Annotated in this window: 16 protein-coding genes; 8 read left to right on the forward strand and 8 right to left on the reverse strand. The window is 74.2% G+C overall.

Annotated features, from left to right (window positions below; all coding sequences use genetic code 11):
• Positions 1 to 26 precede the first annotated feature (26 nt).
• Complete coding sequence (locus tag OG871_RS02680) at positions 27 to 707, reverse strand: ABC transporter ATP-binding protein (RefSeq protein ID WP_371493951.1); 681 nt, start codon at positions 705 to 707, stop codon at positions 27 to 29.
• Complete coding sequence (locus OG871_RS02685; RefSeq protein ID WP_371493952.1) at positions 704 to 1,855, reverse strand: hypothetical protein; 1,152 nt, start codon at positions 1,853 to 1,855, stop codon at positions 704 to 706. The genes OG871_RS02680 and OG871_RS02685 overlap by 4 nt, the downstream gene beginning before the upstream one ends.
• Between OG871_RS02685 and OG871_RS02690 the strand changes: the two genes are divergently transcribed.
• The 4 genes from OG871_RS02690 (at position 1,841) to OG871_RS02705 (ending at position 4,951) form a co-directional block, all read left to right on the forward strand.
• On the forward strand, positions 1,841 to 2,305 hold the full coding sequence (locus OG871_RS02690; RefSeq protein WP_371493953.1) for a hypothetical protein: 465 nt from the start codon (positions 1,841 to 1,843) through the stop codon (positions 2,303 to 2,305). The genes OG871_RS02685 and OG871_RS02690 overlap by 15 nt on opposite strands.
• Positions 2,306 to 2,402: 97 nt before the next feature.
• Entirely contained in the window at positions 2,403 to 3,308 is a 906-nt protein-coding gene (locus OG871_RS02695; protein WP_371493954.1) for a hypothetical protein, read from the forward strand.
• Positions 3,309 to 3,423: 115 nt separating this feature from the next.
• Complete coding sequence (locus OG871_RS02700; protein WP_371493955.1) at positions 3,424 to 4,323, forward strand: aminoglycoside phosphotransferase family protein; 900 nt, start codon at positions 3,424 to 3,426, stop codon at positions 4,321 to 4,323.
• 103 nt (positions 4,324 to 4,426) lie between these two features.
• Positions 4,427 to 4,951, forward strand: coding sequence for a GNAT family N-acetyltransferase (locus OG871_RS02705; RefSeq protein ID WP_371493956.1), 525 nt, complete (start codon positions 4,427 to 4,429; stop codon positions 4,949 to 4,951).
• A 27-nt stretch (positions 4,952 to 4,978) separates the two neighbouring features.
• Here OG871_RS02705 and OG871_RS02710 read toward each other — a convergent pair whose 3' ends face one another.
• Positions 4,979 to 5,482, reverse strand: a complete 504-nt coding sequence (locus tag OG871_RS02710; RefSeq protein WP_371493957.1) for a cupin domain-containing protein — start codon at positions 5,480 to 5,482, stop codon at positions 4,979 to 4,981.
• A gap of 456 nt (positions 5,483 to 5,938) precedes the next feature.
• On the opposite strand from OG871_RS02710, the gene OG871_RS02715 reads away from it, so the two are divergent.
• Entirely contained in the window at positions 5,939 to 6,400 is a 462-nt protein-coding gene (locus tag OG871_RS02715; protein WP_371493958.1) for a hypothetical protein, read from the forward strand.
• 52 nt (positions 6,401 to 6,452) lie between these two features.
• Here OG871_RS02715 and OG871_RS02720 read toward each other — a convergent pair whose 3' ends face one another.
• Positions 6,453 to 7,400, reverse strand: a complete 948-nt coding sequence (locus tag OG871_RS02720) for a MerR family transcriptional regulator (RefSeq protein ID WP_371493959.1) — start codon at positions 7,398 to 7,400, stop codon at positions 6,453 to 6,455.
• A 93-nt stretch (positions 7,401 to 7,493) separates the two neighbouring features.
• Between OG871_RS02720 and OG871_RS02725 the strand changes: the two genes are divergently transcribed.
• On the forward strand, positions 7,494 to 9,017 hold the full coding sequence (locus tag OG871_RS02725) for an alpha/beta fold hydrolase (protein ID WP_371493961.1): 1,524 nt from the start codon (positions 7,494 to 7,496) through the stop codon (positions 9,015 to 9,017).
• Between the two features lie 598 nt (positions 9,018 to 9,615).
• Here OG871_RS02725 and OG871_RS02730 read toward each other — a convergent pair.
• Positions 9,616 to 10,896, reverse strand: coding sequence for a hypothetical protein (locus OG871_RS02730; protein ID WP_371493962.1), 1,281 nt, complete (start codon positions 10,894 to 10,896; stop codon positions 9,616 to 9,618).
• 339 nt (positions 10,897 to 11,235) lie between these two features.
• On the opposite strand from OG871_RS02730, the gene gcvH reads away from it, so the two are divergent.
• Positions 11,236 to 11,631, forward strand: coding sequence for a glycine cleavage system protein GcvH (gene gcvH, locus OG871_RS02735; protein ID WP_371493963.1), 396 nt, complete (start codon positions 11,236 to 11,238; stop codon positions 11,629 to 11,631).
• A 145-nt stretch (positions 11,632 to 11,776) separates the two neighbouring features.
• Here the strand turns inward: gcvH and OG871_RS02740 are convergent, their stop codons facing one another.
• Positions 11,777 to 12,412: a three-helix bundle dimerization domain-containing protein gene (locus tag OG871_RS02740; RefSeq protein WP_371493964.1), complete on the reverse strand. Its 636-nt coding sequence runs from the start codon at positions 12,410 to 12,412 to the stop codon at positions 11,777 to 11,779.
• A 233-nt stretch (positions 12,413 to 12,645) separates the two neighbouring features.
• A complete protein-coding gene (locus OG871_RS02745; protein WP_371493965.1) occupies positions 12,646 to 13,470 on the reverse strand; it encodes an alpha/beta fold hydrolase in 825 nt (274 codons plus the stop codon).
• 110 nt (positions 13,471 to 13,580) lie between these two features.
• Here OG871_RS02745 and OG871_RS02750 point away from each other — a divergent pair, with 110 nt between their 5' ends.
• Positions 13,581 to 14,024, forward strand: a complete 444-nt coding sequence (locus OG871_RS02750; RefSeq protein WP_371493966.1) for a MarR family transcriptional regulator — start codon at positions 13,581 to 13,583, stop codon at positions 14,022 to 14,024.
• An 88-nt stretch (positions 14,025 to 14,112) separates the two neighbouring features.
• On the opposite strand, the gene pstS is transcribed toward OG871_RS02750, so the two are convergent.
• Positions 14,113 to 15,240, reverse strand: coding sequence for a phosphate ABC transporter substrate-binding protein PstS (gene pstS / locus OG871_RS02755; RefSeq protein WP_371493967.1), 1,128 nt, complete (start codon positions 15,238 to 15,240; stop codon positions 14,113 to 14,115).
• Between the last annotated feature and the right edge of the window lie 71 nt (positions 15,241 to 15,311).

Genomic DNA, 15,311 nt, shown 5'->3' on the forward strand with positions numbered 1-15,311 from the left:
CCGGGACGGTTCGACGGCGGGCCTGCTCATGCGGCCACCCCCTCGGCGAGCACTCCGTCGCGGATGGTCACGGTCCGCTGCCCGCGCGCCGCGACCTGCGGGTCGTGCGTGATCACCAGAAGGGTCAGGCCGGCGGCGTTGAGGCCGTCGAGCAGGGTGAGGACCGCCTCGGCGGTCGCGGAGTCCAGGTTGCCGGTCGGCTCGTCGCACAGCAGCAGGGACGGGCGGTTGACCAGGGCGCGGGCGATCGCCACCCGTTGGCGTTCGCCGCCCGACAGCCGGGAGGGCAGTGCGTCCAGCCGGTGCCCGAGGCCCACCTGTGCCAGCGCCTGCCGGGCGCGGTCGGCGCGCCGGCGCCGGTCGGTGCCGTTGTAGAGCTGGGCCAGCGTCACGTTCTCCACGGCGGTGCGGTAGGTCAGCAGGTGGAAGGACTGGAAGACGAAGCCGAGTGCGCGGCCGCGCAGCGCGGTGCGCTCGGCCTCCCTGAGCCCGGCGGTGTCGATGCCGTTCAGCCGGTAGGAGCCGTGGGTGGGGCGGTCGATCAGTCCGGCGATGTTCAGGAAGGTCGACTTCCCCGAACCGGACGGGCCGACCACGGTGACGTACTCGCCGGCCCGCACGGTCAGGTCGAGCGCGCGCAGCGCGTGCACCGGGGGAGGCCCGGGGTAGGTCATCCCGACCCCGGACATGCGGATCACCTCGGTCATTTCTCGCTCACCATCACCCGGTCGCCCGGCGCCAGTTCGCCCGTACGCACCGGCGTCACCTGGACGAACCCCCCGCCGGCCAGGCCGGCCACCACGTCGACCCGGGCCGTCGGCGGGCCGCCCGGGTCCTGGGCCACCTTCACCACGGAGGCCTTGCCGTCGGCGCCGGTGGACACCGCGGACAGCGGCACCACCAGGACGTCCGCGCCGCTGGACGCGGCGGTCACGGTGAGCTGCACGTCGCGGCCGGCCCAGTCGGGGCCGAGCACGGTGTCGGGCGTGATCAGCACCTGGGCCATCAGCGCACCGCCGCCGCCCGCGCCGCCGGCGCCGCCCGGCGTCCCCTCGGCCGCCGGGTCCGCCGCGGTCGGCTCCCCCACCGAGGCGACCTTCCCGGTGGTGTGCCGGTCGGATCCGGTGACCTCGATCTCCACCGGCATGCCGGGCTTGAGCAGCGCCGCCCGGTCGGGGGTCATCCGGGAGGTGACCCCCAGCTCTCCGGTGGACAGGGTGATCAGCGGCGCTTTCACCGGGTCGCCGACCTTCGCGGAGAACGCGGTGACCTGGGCCGGGAAGGCGGGCAGGAAGACCGCCTCGGAGACCGGGAGCATCGGTCCGGTGGTCTCCACCAGCCTGGCACGATCGCTCTGGGCGGACACCAGCGTCTTGCGGGCGTACCTGAGCTGGGTGTCCAGGCTCTCGCCGCCCACGGCCTCCTTCGGGCCGGCCGCCGGACGTCCGTCCGGTGCGGTGGCGGCACCTGAGGTCGCCGACGACGCGGCGGCGATCTGCGACTTCAGCAGGTCGACCTGACGCTGTGCGGTGTCGACGGCCTGCTCGGCCGCTTTCAGCCTGGCCTCGTCGTCGGTACCGGTGACCGGGTGGTCGAAGCCCAGCTTGGCGTAGAGCCGGGTGAGCGCGGTCTTCGTACCCGACCCGAACTCGCCGGCGGTGTCGCCGCCGGTGTCGTAGCCGAGGGACTGCAGCGCCCGCTGGAACTGGCCGATGTCCTCGCCGTGCGCGCCGGGCTTCAGGTCCCGGTAGATCGGCACCGCGCCGGGCAGTGCGATCAGTGGCCGGCCCGACACCTCCAGCAGGACGGCGCCCGGCCGGACCGGTTCGCCCGGCTTCGCGTGAACGGCCGTCACCACCTGGACGGCGGCGCCCGGTCCGCCGTCGGCCGACGGGGTCACCTGGAGCTTCGCAAGGTCGCACTCGTCGCAGCCGCCGCCGCTGCCGCTGCCGCCACCACCCTCGGCTCCGGCGTCGCGTTCGCCACCGACAACTCCGGCAACTGCACCAGCGGCGACGCCTGCCTGTACTTCAACTCGAACTTCGAGGGCGCCCGGGTCGGCGACCCGGGTCGCAACAACTACGGGACCACGTACACCTTCAAGTCCTGGCAGGGCGGCTCCAACGGCGCCGGCGTCTACACCAAGAACAACGCCGCTTCGGTCTCGAACTTCGACACCAACTTCGCGGTGCACATCTGGTACAACTCCAACCAGGCCGGACCGGTTCAGACCATTGGCGCCTGGGATGCCGCCAACCTGAACGCCACCCTGAAGAACAACAACGCCTCGCAGTCCTGGGGCTGACCGATCCCGGTCCACATCCCGTCGCCCCATCGGGAATTCCCGGTGGGGCGGCGCGGTACCGATCCCCCCCCGCACAGAAATGACAGGAGTGCCGAGCGTGCGCACCGCCCCCCTCGCCGTCGCCGTCGTGGTCGTCGCCGCCCTGGCCACCGCGTGCTCCGCCACCGGGCGCGAGTCGGCTCCGCCGGGACCTGTCGAGATCGGCGCGGTCCCCACCCTGACCACCGTCAAGGACCGCACCCTGCCCATCGAGGCGTACCTGCTCAACGGCCGGCAGACCGCGCAGCTCCAGAGCGCTGTCGGCACCCTGGAGACCCGCTGCATGGCGCGGTTCGGCTTCGACTACCGCCCGCCGCAGCCCGATCTGCAGAGCCCGGTCACCCAGACCGCGCGGCGCTACGGCGTCACCGATCCGTCCGAGGCCGCGTCACTGGGCTACCACGCCCCGGCCGGCTTCAGCCGCGCCAAGGAACCGGCCACCGGCCTCTCCGCGGAGGGCCAGCAGGTCCTGACCGGCGGTGGTACGCCCGACAGGCCCGCAGCCACCCCGGGCCCGGCCGTCCGGGGGCAGGCCGTACCCGCCGGCGGCTGCATCGGCGAGGCCGTCGCCAAGGTCCACCCCGACCGCGGCCTGCAGGAGGCCGAACTCGCCGACCGGATCAACAGCGGTGACTACGAACGCTCGCTCCAGGACGCCCGGGTCAAGGACGTCTTCGCCAAGTGGTCGGGGTGCATGAAGGACAAGGGGTACACCTACGGGACACCCCTGGACGCCCTGAACGACCGCAGGTGGGCCACCGACTCCCCCAGCAGGGAGGAGACCGAGACCGCGCTCGCCGACCAGGAGTGCGCCGCACGCCACAACGTGGTCGGTGTCTGGTTCACCGTCGAGTCCGCGATGCAGCGGCACGACATCGACGCCAGGGCGGAGGCCCTGAAGAAGGTCAAGGACAGCAACGAGGCCGCCCTCAGACGTGCCGCGCAGGTCGCCTCCGGCAGCTGACCGGGGGCGGGTCGGCGCGCGGGCCGGCGGCCGCCGCCGGGAAATGCGTTGACGGGCGGGGCCTCTTGCCGTTTGCATCGACGACGGCCGGTCGTTCCGTCGGGGGAGGGTGCTCATGGGGGATCGCAGCATGCATGCCGACGAGGTGATCGTCTCCGCGTCGATGGTGCGCGGGCTGCTGCGCGCACAGTTCCCGCAGTGGGCGGCGCTGCCCCTCGACCGGGTCGAGGCCGCCGGTACCTCCAACGCGATGTTCCGGCTCGGCGAGGACCTCGTCGTACGCCTCCCCCGCACCCCGGGGGCCGCCGGCGACGTGGCGAAGGAACACCACTGGCTGCCCCGTCTCGCCCCGCCGCTCCCGGTCGCCGTCCCCGTACCGCTCGGCCGGGGAGCGCCCGGGGAGGGCTACCCCTGGTCCTGGTCCGTCTACCGCTGGCTCGACGGGGAGAACCCGACCACCGGCCGCGTCGAGCGGCCCGACCTGCTCGCCGTGGACCTGGCGGCGTTCATCGACGCGCTGCGCCGGACCGATCCCGCCGACGGCCCCCCGTCCTACCGCGGCGAGCCGCTGGCCACCCGGGACGCCGGCACCCGGGCCGCGATCGGGAAGGTGCACGGGCTCGTCGACACCGAGGCCGCGACGGCCGCGTGGGACTCCGCCCTGCGGGCCCCCGCCTGGTCCGGCCCGCCCACCTGGATCCACGGGGACCTCCAACCCGGCAATCTGCTGACCGTCGGCGGCCGGCTCGGCGCCGTCATCGACTTCGGCTGCCTGGGCCTCGGCGACCCCGCCGTCGACCTGATCGCCGCGTGGTACGTACTGCCCGCCGACGCCCGGAAGGTCTTCCGCGCCGCCACGACGGACGACGACTCACACTGGGCACGGGGACGCGGCTGGGCCCTCTCGATCGCCCTCAACGAGCTCTGGTACTACCGGGAGACCAACCCCACGATGGCCGGCATCGCCCGGCACGTGATCGACCAGATCCTCACCGACCACGCGCACGCGGGGTGACGCGGTGAGGCGGGCCCACCAGGAGCGGCGCAACGAGCTTCGTGACGCCGGACCCGACCAGCTGTCCGCTCCGGCGGCACCGTCCCACGGGAGGCCCGGCAGGATGCCGAAGACCGTCACCTACCTGGAGATGACCGCCCCGGCGGAACTCCGCCCCGCACCGGCGCTGCCCGACCTCGGGCTGCTGCGCGTCGACAGCTCCTCACCGCTGGTCCGCACCACCCCGGCCCGGATCGGCGCACCGCACGGCTGGCGCAGCACCACCCGCACGGCGGGCGAGTGGGCCGCGGCCATCGAGGCCCACCCGCGGCGCCAGTACTGGCTCCTCAACCACCGGGCCGACGTGGCCGGCGTCGCCTTCCTGGAACCGCAGCCGGGCGGCCAGGTCGAGATCACCACCTTCGGTCTGCTGCCGGAGCGGGTCGGCCAGGGGCTCGGCGGGTACGCGCTGACGCTCGCCCTGCGCCAGGCCTGGGCGACCGAGCCCCTGGAGGCCGCCGCCGTCCGGCGCGTCTGGCTGCACACCTCCTCGGACGACCACCCCAACGCCCTTGCCAACTACCACAGGCGGGGTCTTCGCACCTACCGCGTCGAGGCCGAGGACGAGGCCGATCGGGCCATCCTCTGAGGGTGGCGGCGGACGGCGGGCGAGGGCTCAGCCCGGTTCGGCCGGGCGGCAGTACCGGCGGATCAGCTCCTCGTGCTCCGGGAAGCGCGCCAGGAGGTCCTCGATCCGGCCGAGGGTCATGTCGGCGAAGTCGAACCCGGGTGCGACCGCCTCGCTGATCAGCCCGTGGTCACCGGCCGTGAGGTGGGAGGCCTTCCAGACGCCGCCGGGGACGGCGAGCGTCAGGAGCTGGCCCCGGGTCGGGTCCTGGCCGAGCACGGCGGTCTCCGAGGTCCCGTCCGGAAGGAGCAGGTGATAGGTGATCGGGTCGCCGTGGTGGTGGAAGTGCAGGATGTCGGACTGGTTGAGGTGCCAGTGCCCGATCGGCGACCAGCGGGTCAACAGGTAGTGGATCGACGTGAGGGTGTAGCGCTCACCACCCGGCGTCCGCACCCGGGCACGGTGGTCGGCCTGGAACGTCCGCCGGAAGTACCCGCCCTCGACATGCGGCTCCAGCCCCAACGCCTCGATCCACTGATGCGCTGTCGGCATCGCACCCTCCTTGTCCCGGTGGCCCGATTCTCCCGTGCGACGACGCGGACCGCGCGCGGCGGCGCGGCCGAGGGCCGTGTCGGTACTCGGCGTCCCGGACCATGGGGCGCCTGTTGCCGGCCTGCGGCAGACGGGGTTCGCCCGGTGATCGCCCGGCACCTGCCGCAGCGGCGTCCCCGTCCGGATCACCCCGGACGACCTGGGCGGACGGTCCGTTCCGCAGCGCCCGCAACCCTTCGGTCGGTGCGGGCCGTACACGGTCTGTCGGAGCGTCAACCTTTCGGTCGCCCCCGCCCGTCCTACGGCAGACGCGCCGGGGGCCCTCCTACTAGCGTCGGGCTCGTCGGCGAACGCCCCCGCATCGAGCGGTGCTTGCGCGCCCGACCGCAGCCGCCGGCCCACTCAGTGGACGCACCGGCGGTGGTGATGGTGTCCCCCATGGAGAGGTGATCTGTCATGACCGATGTCGAACTCGGCGGCCCGGTGGGCCGACAGCGCAGGACCCGGGCGTACGCGCAGAGCGTGCGCCGCGGCGGGGCGGCCGTGGGGCTGGCCGCGGCCCTCGGGGTGGGCGGCGCCCTCGCGTCCGGCAGTCCGGCCTTCGCCCAGGCCTCCGTTGTGGCACCGGCTGTGGCACCGGCGAGCGCGGGCGTCGCGGCGAAGAAGGGGCCGACGGCGCCCCCGGCGCCCCAGGCCGGCCCCCGCGAGTTCGAGGGGTCCGACACGTCCGCCCCCGGTACCGGGGTCATCGACGACTCCGGCGACGCGTTCCGGGAGGCCCTGCGGGTGCTGCACCCCGAGGTCGGCGTCCGGCCCGCGCCGGAACCGGTCGCCGCGCCGGCCGAGGGCCGCCGAACGTTCTGGTCCAGGCTGGCCCTGCGCCCCAGGAGCGGTCACCACCAGGTTCGCACCGGCTGACGACCTGCCGACGGGCCGCCCGAACCAGGGCGGCGGGAGCGGGGCGGCGGGCTCAGGCAGCCGCCCCGCTCTGCGCGACGAGTGCTCCGAGCAGCCAGTCGTGGGCGGATCCGGGAGTCGGCTCCACCGGGCCGCCCGGTGCGGTCAGCACCTCGGCCACCAGCTCCCAGTACCGGTCGATCCGCGGGTCGACCGCGAGCTGGCCGGCCAGCAGGCGGCGGAAGTCCGCGGTGTCCCGGGTGCCGTAGGCGCCGGCGTACGCGGCCACGAAGCCGTCCAGCGCCTCGCCGGCGTACGGTACCCGGCCCCGGCGCAGCTGCGCGCCCGCCAGCTCGTACGCCTCGGCCAGACCCGCGTACAGCACGGCCGACCCGCGGGCGCCCGCGGTCCTGTGCACGGCGGGTCGGCGCTGCTCGCCGCCCGTGCACGGACGGGTCACGAAGGCGTTCAGCCGGGCGAAGGCGAGCACCTGGCCCGGGGTCGGGTCGTCGGGCGGCTGCGGGACTGCCGCGTCCAGGAAGGCGGCGGTCGACCGGGCGGGCATCCGCGGCGGCAGCCAGCCGCGCCAGAACCGGGCCAGCGGGGCGGTGCTCGGCGGGGCGGCCACGGCGCCGAGCAGGCGGAGCCGGTCGGCCCGTTCCCCGGCCGGGCATTCCTGGACCAGCCGCAGCCCGGCCTCCCGCCAGCGCAGGGCCTTGAGCCGGGTCCCGAGTTCACGCAACTGCCCGGCGACGGCGGCCTCCAGGGCACTGCCGCCGGCCTCGTCCTCGTCGTCGAGGATGCGGTGCACCTCGGACACCGACAGGTCCAGGGCGCGCAGGGAGCGGATCAGACGCAGCCGTTCGAGCGCGTCGGGGCCGTAGCGGCGGTGGCCGCCGGCGCTGCGGGAGGCCTCCGGCAGCAGGCCGCGGTCGGAGTAGAAGCGGACGGTCTTGACGGTGACGCCGGCGTGCTCGGCGAGTTCGCCGATGCTGCACAGACCGTCGTGCGAGGTGAACACTTGAACCTCCCTCAGGGGGAGGTTCTACGGTACCGGCGAGCGCGGCCGGGCGATCGGGCCGTTCGCGGACAACGGCGCACTGAGGAGCGGGCCATGACTGCATTCGTCCTGGTGTCGGGTATGTTCACCGGCGCACACGTGTGGGAGGAGGCGGCCGCGCGGCTGGCCGCGGCGGGCGCCGAGGTGCACGCGGTGGCCCTCAACGGGCTCGACGGGCCCGGCGGCGCCGCGGGGGCGGGTGTCGACCTGGAGACGCACATCGCGGACGTGCTTGCGGTGATCGACAAGGTCGGCACGGCGCCCCGTCGCGAGGTCGTGCTGGTCGGCCACGACTACGGTATCCACCCGGTGGTGGGCGCCGCCGACCGGCGGGCGGAGCGCATCGCGCGGATCGTGTACCTGGACGCGGGGATGCCGCAGGACGGCGTTCCGGCCCTGGCCGCCGTGTCCGACCGGTCCCTGCGCCGTCGGGTCGCCGCGCTCGCGGCAACGGACGGAACGGACGCCGACGTGCTGCCACCGCCGGCCCGCGAGGAGTGGCAGCGCTGGGGCAGCACGGCGGGCGTCTCCGACGAGGCCCTGGACCGGCTCACCGCCCGCGCCGCGCCACAGCCCCTGGGCACCCTGCTCCAGCCTCTGCGGCTGACCGGCGCGGTGGCCGCGGTGCCCACCACCGGGGTGCTGTGCACCGGCAGCGGTGCGAGCATCGAGATGCTCCAGATGCGGGTGAGCTTCGGCGACCCCGCCCTGCGGGCCCTGGCCGACGCCCGGGTGGCCTTCTTCGAACTGCGCACCGGGCACTGGCCGATGCTGTCCTGCCCCGCCGAGCTGGCGGAGGTCCTGCTGCGGGCCGCGGCCGGGGAGGGGCACCGGCTGGAGCCGGCCGGCGCCGGGCAGCCGCCCGCGCATCTGCGACCGTTCCTGCTGGAGGTACCCGAACTCCCCCGGGAGCGCCACGGGAACATCGACCTGTACCTGCCGGAGGCGCAGGGGCCGCGGCCTGCGGTGGTGTTCGTGCACGGCGGCCCGGTCCCCGCCGAGGCGCGGCCGACCCCGCGGGACTCGCCGACCATGACGGGGTACGCCCGCTACGCGGCGGGACTGGGGGTGGTGGGTGTGACCCTCGACCACCGTCTGCACGACCTGGGCGACTTCGAGCGCGCCGCCGCGGACGTCGCCGCCGCGGTGGAGTTCGTCCGGGGCGATGCCCGGGTGGACGCCGGCCGGGTCGCGCTGTGGTTCTTCTCGGCCGGCGGTCTGGTCGCGGCGGACTGGCTGGGGGCGCCTCCGGTGTGGCTGCGCTGCGTGGCCGCGACCTACCCGGTGCTGGCGCCGCTGCCGAACTGGGGCCTGACCGACAGCCGGTTCCACCCTGTGGACGCGGTCGCGGGCGCGGGGGCCCTGCCCGTCGTGCTCACCCGGGCGGGGCTGGAGATGCCCGAGATCGCCGGCACCGTCAAGGAGTTCCTGGCCTCGGCCGAGGCCTGCGGGGCGGACGTCGAGGTGGTGGACGTGCCGCACGGCCGCCACGGCTTCGAGACCCTCGGCCCGACCGAGGAGTCGCGCGAGGCCGTGCGCCGCGCGATGCGCTCAGTGCTGGGGCACCTGACGGCCTGAGCCGGGCGCTCGGCCCCGGCTCGGTCGGCGGGTCGACGCGCAGCGGCGGCCACCCGTCGGGCGGCGACTGCCACGGAGGACGGGCCCGGATCCGCAAGGCCGGCCCGAGATCCTGGCATGAACGCGTCGCAAGGCGGGTACACCGAAGGGAGACCCGGCCGACACTCCCCCACGGAACGGCGGCCGGGCCCGAGCTGGGAAACAAGGCCGCCTTGGCGCTCCCCCCACGGGGCGCGGAGGCGGCTGAGTTTTTGCCTGCCAGCGCAACGCAGCGTACATGCCAAATCTACGCAGCGCCACCACCTGACCGATCGAACGGTCGGTCGGAGTGCCCGAGCCCCGCCCCAGACCGCCGCCGCACGGCCCCCGGCCCCGGCCGGACCACTGTTTCCATCCATGCGTCCCTGGCCGACGATGCAGGTCACGCCGGTCAACCCCGCGCGGCGGTTCGCGCGAGCGGGACGACCACGAGCCGGCGAGGACCTGCGAGCCCGACCACCACGGCACCGCCCGACACGGCCCACGACCGCACCCTCAGGTGCTGCCCTGTCAGCGGGCCGCGCGGCGCCTCTCCCTGGCCGAGCAGTCGGACACCCCGTCAGGGCTTGCACGGCCCCGAGTCGCCGACCACACCCACCCGGAAGCCCAGCCACGGATAGGTGTGGCCGAAGAAGACGTTGTCCTGCGGCTGCAGGCCGACCGCGGAGGGCCACATCTGGTACGCCCCCGCGTTGGACACCCCGCCGTGCTCGCGCCGCCACACGCGCGCCGGATCGCCGCCGGCAGGCGGCGGGGTGATCGTGTCCGTCCACTCGACCGCGTTGCCGCCCTGGTCGAGGGTGCCCCACGGAGAGGTGGTCCGTGCCTGGCCGACCGTTCCGAGACTGCCCTGATAGGCCGCGGCGTAGGCGATGGGGTCGAGCCCGAACGGGTTGGCGGTGGCGCAGACGGCGGGTTGCACCTGGCCGGGGCACCAGCTCGGCGCGGGCAGGCCGGTGGCGTGGTAGGAGGCCAGCGGCTGGGTCGCCCCGTTGGTGACGTCGCCGGTGGTGGGGTGGAGGACGGTGGGCGCCGGTGCGCTCGCGTCGCCGTCGCCGAAGACCCCGGCGTTGGTCGGGTACTTCCAGTAGGAGTAGGTCCCGCCGCCGCTCGGGTCGTAGTAGGCGGCCTTGATCCACTCGTTCTGGCTCGGCACCACGAAGCCGGAGCCACCGGCCCGGGTCGCGTCGGGCCGGGCCAGGTCGTACATCCCGCGCTCGGTCTGCGGCGACAGTTCGACCTCGTAGGTGGCGTACTCGAAGGTGCCGCTGGTGCTCGCCCCCCTGGAGATCAACCGGCCGTTGTAGAGCGAGTTGACGAACCGCGCCGCCTTGAGGAAGTCGGCGAAGCCGTACGGCTTGTCCGCCCACTCCGGGAACGCCACGGAGTAGTGGTGGCCGTCGGGGGCGGCGGCCGAGAAGTCGATCGAGCCGTACTTCGGCCACGCCGACGAGCTCTCCGTCCGGTCGTACAGGCCGTGCGGATCGCGCCCGCCGCGGTCCGCCGTGTTCAGGAAGGCCACCCACTGGGCGACGGTGATCTCGAACTGCCCGATCTCGTACGGATCGTCGACACCGCCCACCATCAGGCAGTCGGCCGATCCCGGCGGGGCGTCGGCGCAGGACCGGTAGACCGCGTCCGTGAACGGCACGACCCCGACCGCCGCGTTGCCCGGCGCACCGACCTTCGCGGTCGTCACGGTGACCACCTCGCCCCGGACACCCCCCGGCTGGCCGGTCCCGGACACCGCGGCACCCGCGGACGGGGCGAGCAGCACCGACACCCCACACGCGGCCAGGGCAGCCCGGCCGAGGCCGGTTCGGACGGAGACGACGTGCATGGTCATTCCCTTTCGGCCGTCACGGACCACCCCGGAGAACCGACACGGCGGGGCCCGACAGTCACAACAGCGAGTGACCACACGCTAGAGCACTCGCCACTCTCCGCAGCCGAAGCGTCACGGAGACAGCCGGAAATAGTCGCCGTTGCGCTGCACGGGCGGACGGCGCGTCAGATCCCGGCCCGGCGGTGGCCGGCAGCCGCCCCGCCGAGCGCTGCGATCGACTCACTCGTCCGAGTGAGCATCCCGCCCGGCGGGCGCGGGCTGTAGCAGGCTCTGCCCAGGCGCCGCGCCCCATCTCGTCGCGGCGCCGCACGGACGACTTCTGCGGAGGCTGGAATGGCGCACATCCCGGACGACCTCAAGTACAGCAAGGACCACGAGTGGGTCCGTTCCTCGGCGAAGGGACAGGTGAAGATCGGCATCACGGACCACGCCCAACGTCAGCTCGGCGACGTCGTCTACGTCGAGCAGCCGAAGTCGGGCGACCGCTTCGAGGCCTCCGAGCCGTTCGGCAGCGTGGAGTCGGTCAAGGCGGTGTCCGAGATCTACATGCCGGTGGCCGGCACCATCGAGTCCGTCAACGAGAGCCTCAGCGACGAGCCGGAGCAGCTCAACACCGACCCGTACGGCGAAGGCTGGATCGTGCAGGTCAAGCTCGCCGACCCCAAGGAGCTCGACGAGCTGCTCACCGCCGCCGCGTACGCGGACTACGTCAAGCAGGAGTCCGAGTAGTCCGCGGGCTCCGGCACCGGAGGTCGGACGCAGTCCGGCCCGTGCTCCGGAGGTGACGGGCCGCCGGCGGGAACCGGGAGGGTGCCGCGGCGATGCCCGGCGGCACCTGTCCCCCACCGGAGCCGCCCAGCCGATCGTGGCGGGGTCAGCCCTCCGGGGCGGGGTGGGTGTCCGGCGGGGGCATCGTGAGCAGGGCCTTGGCGCGGCGCTCCGCCAGGATCGGGATGAACGTCCGGACCTTGGCGTCGCGCAGTTCGTCGTAGGCACTCGCGACCAGGGCGTCCACGGCGGCCGGGTCGGCCGCGGGGTGCGCGGACTTGAGGCGAGCGGCTACCAGCCGCATCGCCTCCTCGTCCCCGGACGGGGCCCTGGTCTCGCTCTCCCCGTCCACCGGGGACGGCCAGGGCGTGCCGTCGGACGGCTGCGGGCGGCCGGCTGGAGCGGGTGCCGGGTCACCGGTGGTCACGGAGCGGGCCCTTCGGTTCACGGTGGGCGTCGGCGCGGTGAGCGTCACCACGGCGACCTCGCCCCCGGGTTCTCCGGTGTCGTGGCAGGCCAGGGTGAGCAGGCCCGCGTCGGCCAGATCTCGGAGGGCCTCACGGAGGAGACCCGGTTCGACACGCAGGGCCGCGGCCGCGGCCGTCACCGGAAAGGTCGCCGTCCGGGCGAGGTGCTGCCTCGGATCCGCGACGAGATCGACCAGCAGGCCGGCCGCGACCGACCCGCTCGGAACCTCTCTGGCCTGCCGGGCCCAGTCCGCCGCCCAGCTCTCAACCGCCACCGTCTGCACCGGCCCACGACCCTTCGCATCCGCCCGCCTCGGGCCGACCGGCCGGGTCCACCCGGCGCACGGCCCCCGCATGCAGCATTCTCCGACTGCTCGGGCCGGACCGCCTGCCGGTACGCGGTTCCGCCCGCCCCTTCGCCCGATTCTTGACCGGGAAGGAGTCTCCGTGGCCTGTACATGACATGCCCAACTGACTGCCGCAGCCCCGCCGCACCCCCGAGTCGGACTCAGGCCGACCCGCCCAGCACCTCACGCACCCGCCGGGCGTAGGCGCGCGGATGGGAGAGGTTCCCGTTGTGGCCGCCGGGGAACTCCTCGACCTCGGCGCCGAGCAGCCGGCCCAGGGCCTCGGCACACCGGCGGTCGAAGACGTCCACCGGAGTGGTCCGGCCGACGGCCGGGACGATTCGGGTGCCGGCAGTGCGCAGGTCGGCCGGCTCCAGGGTGTCCTGGACGATCACGCTGAAGTCGTGCCGGATGAAGTGGTCGAAGTTGGCGAGCCGTCGGGCGTCCATGGGGTGCGGCGTGAGGCCCGGCTCGGTCTCGCCCCTCGGGTCGATGCCCAGCACCCGGGCGATCTCGGGCAGCGTCGACCCCAGACCGTTCCGGCGGTAGTGCTCCTGCAGCCCGGTCAGCTCCGCCTGGTGTCGGGGCCGTTCGGCGGCGGGCAGCAGGCGCGGGGCGACCGGCTCGTGGGCGATCAGTGTGCCGATCTGCCCGGGGTGCCGCACTGCGACATGCAGCCCGATCACGGCGCCGAGGCTGCAGCCGAGCATCAGCGCGGGCCGGTCGGTGACGGCGGCCAGCAGGCGGTGCACGTCCTCGGCGTGTTCGGCCAGGCTCGCACCGAGCTCCGGCTCGTCCAACCTGCTGCGGGACAGTCCCCGGCGGTCGTAGGTGACGACGGTGTAGGCGTCGGTGAGCCCGGCCACGAGGTCGGCGCTGCGGTCGGCGTCACCCTCGCCGCTCTGCGCGACGAGCAGGACCGGGCCCGAGCCGACGATCCGGAAGTGCAGGAGCGCGCCGGGCGCGCTGAGGCTGCCGGTGGACATGGTGGTCTCCCCCCTCGCCCGACGGACCGTCCGCCGAGCTGCCTCCACCGTAGTGCATCCAGATGGATACATCCAAGTAGATGCATCACTCTGGATGTAGTCTGGCCCCCATGAACGGAGTGGAGCTCTTCCAGCTGGGGCGCGTCCTGATGCGGATCGGGGAGTCGGCCCTCCCCGAACCACCGGGCGGCACCGACCGGCTGCCAGGCGGCACCCGCACCGTCCTGATCGTCGCGACCGACATCGCCGCCCACCCCGGCACCACCGCGGCCGAGACCGTCGCCCGCACCGGCGTCCCGCAGAGCCAGGTCTCCACCGCCGTCGCCCGGCTCAAGGAGGCCGGCTCGATCCGCGCCTCGGCCGACCCGGCCGACGGGCGACGCACCCTCCTCCACCCCGCCGACGAGCCGTCCGCCAGGGTCGCCGCCGTCCGTGCGACCGGCGTCGAACACGCCCTGGCCGCCGCGCTCGGCGGTGACGACCCGACCCGCCTGGGTGAAGTCACCGACGCCCTCGCCGTCCTCGCCCGGCACCTGACGCCGCCCCGCCCCTGACCCCGCCCGGGCCTCGTCCGCCACCCTCGGCCCCCACCCTGCGGGCAGTGAGCGCCGCGCGTCTGGACGCCGCTCGCCGGGCCCGGTGTCAGGAGAGCCCGGCAACGGCGGTGCGGACCTTGCTCGTGATCGCCTCGGGGAGGGCGACGTAGCCCTTCGCCCCGACGGCCTGCTGGGCGTCGTTGCCGGCGGTGTAGGTGAGGAAGGCCTTGAGGGCGTCGAGGGTCCCCGGCTGGTTGCCCTTGTCGCAGACGATCTCGTAGGTGACCAGGACGAGCGGGTAGGCGCCCTCCTGATCGGTCCCGTAGTCCAGGGTCAGGGCCAGGTCGTTGCCGGTGCCGGAGACCTGCGCGGTGCCGATGGTGGTGGCCGCGTTGGCCGCGGTGGCCTCGACCGGCTTGGACGCGCCGGTCGCGACGGCTGCGCTGTCGAGGTTGTTGGTCTGCGCGAAGGACAGCTCGACGTAGCCGACGGAGTTCTTCACCTGCTTGACCTGCGCGGCCACCCCCGCGCTGCCGCTCGCGGACTGGCCGCCCTTACCCGCCCAGGACTTCGCCGGCGGGTACGGCCAGGCGCCGCCCGAGGTCGCGGCGAGGTACTGGGTGAGGTTGTCGGTGGTGCCGGAGTCGTCCGCACGGTGGATGGCCTGGATCTCGGCGTCGGGCAGCGACACGCCGGGGTTGAGAGCGGCGATTGCGGGGTCGTTCCAGGTGGTGATCTGCGAGTCGAAGATCTTGGCGATGGTCGGTCCGTCCAGGACCAGCGAGTCGACCCCGTCGATGTTGAAGACGATGGAGACCAGGCCGCCGACCATCGGCAGGTCGATACCCTGGCCTCCGGTGCAGGTCTCCTTGGTGGCATCGACCTCGGCGGGCTTCAGCGCCGCGTCGGAACCGGCGAAGGCGACCTTCCCCGCGGTGAACTGCTGGATGCCGGCGCCGGACCCGCTCGCGCCGTAGGTGATCGTGACACTCGGGCACGCTGCGCTGAAGGCGGTCTTCCAGATGTCGATCGCGTTGCCCTGAGCGGTCGAACCGGCGCCCAGCACCTGCCCCGACCCGGCGCACGCGATGGCGCTCGTCGCGCTCTCGGCGGGCACCGACAGCGTCGGCCCCCCGGACGGATCGGACCCGCACGCCGCGGCGGCGGACGCGAGGGCGAGGACGACGGCCGTCCTGGACAGCGAAGCGAGCAGGACGGTACCCCGTGGGCGCATGGTGGTCTCCGGGACGGGCGGGCATGCGGACGACGCCCATCCTGGGCCCGCTCCCCGCCGCTCAGGACGGA

The sequence above is a fragment of the Kitasatospora sp. NBC_00374 genome (assembly GCF_041434935.1).
GTDB lineage: Bacteria > Actinomycetota > Actinomycetes > Streptomycetales > Streptomycetaceae > Kitasatospora.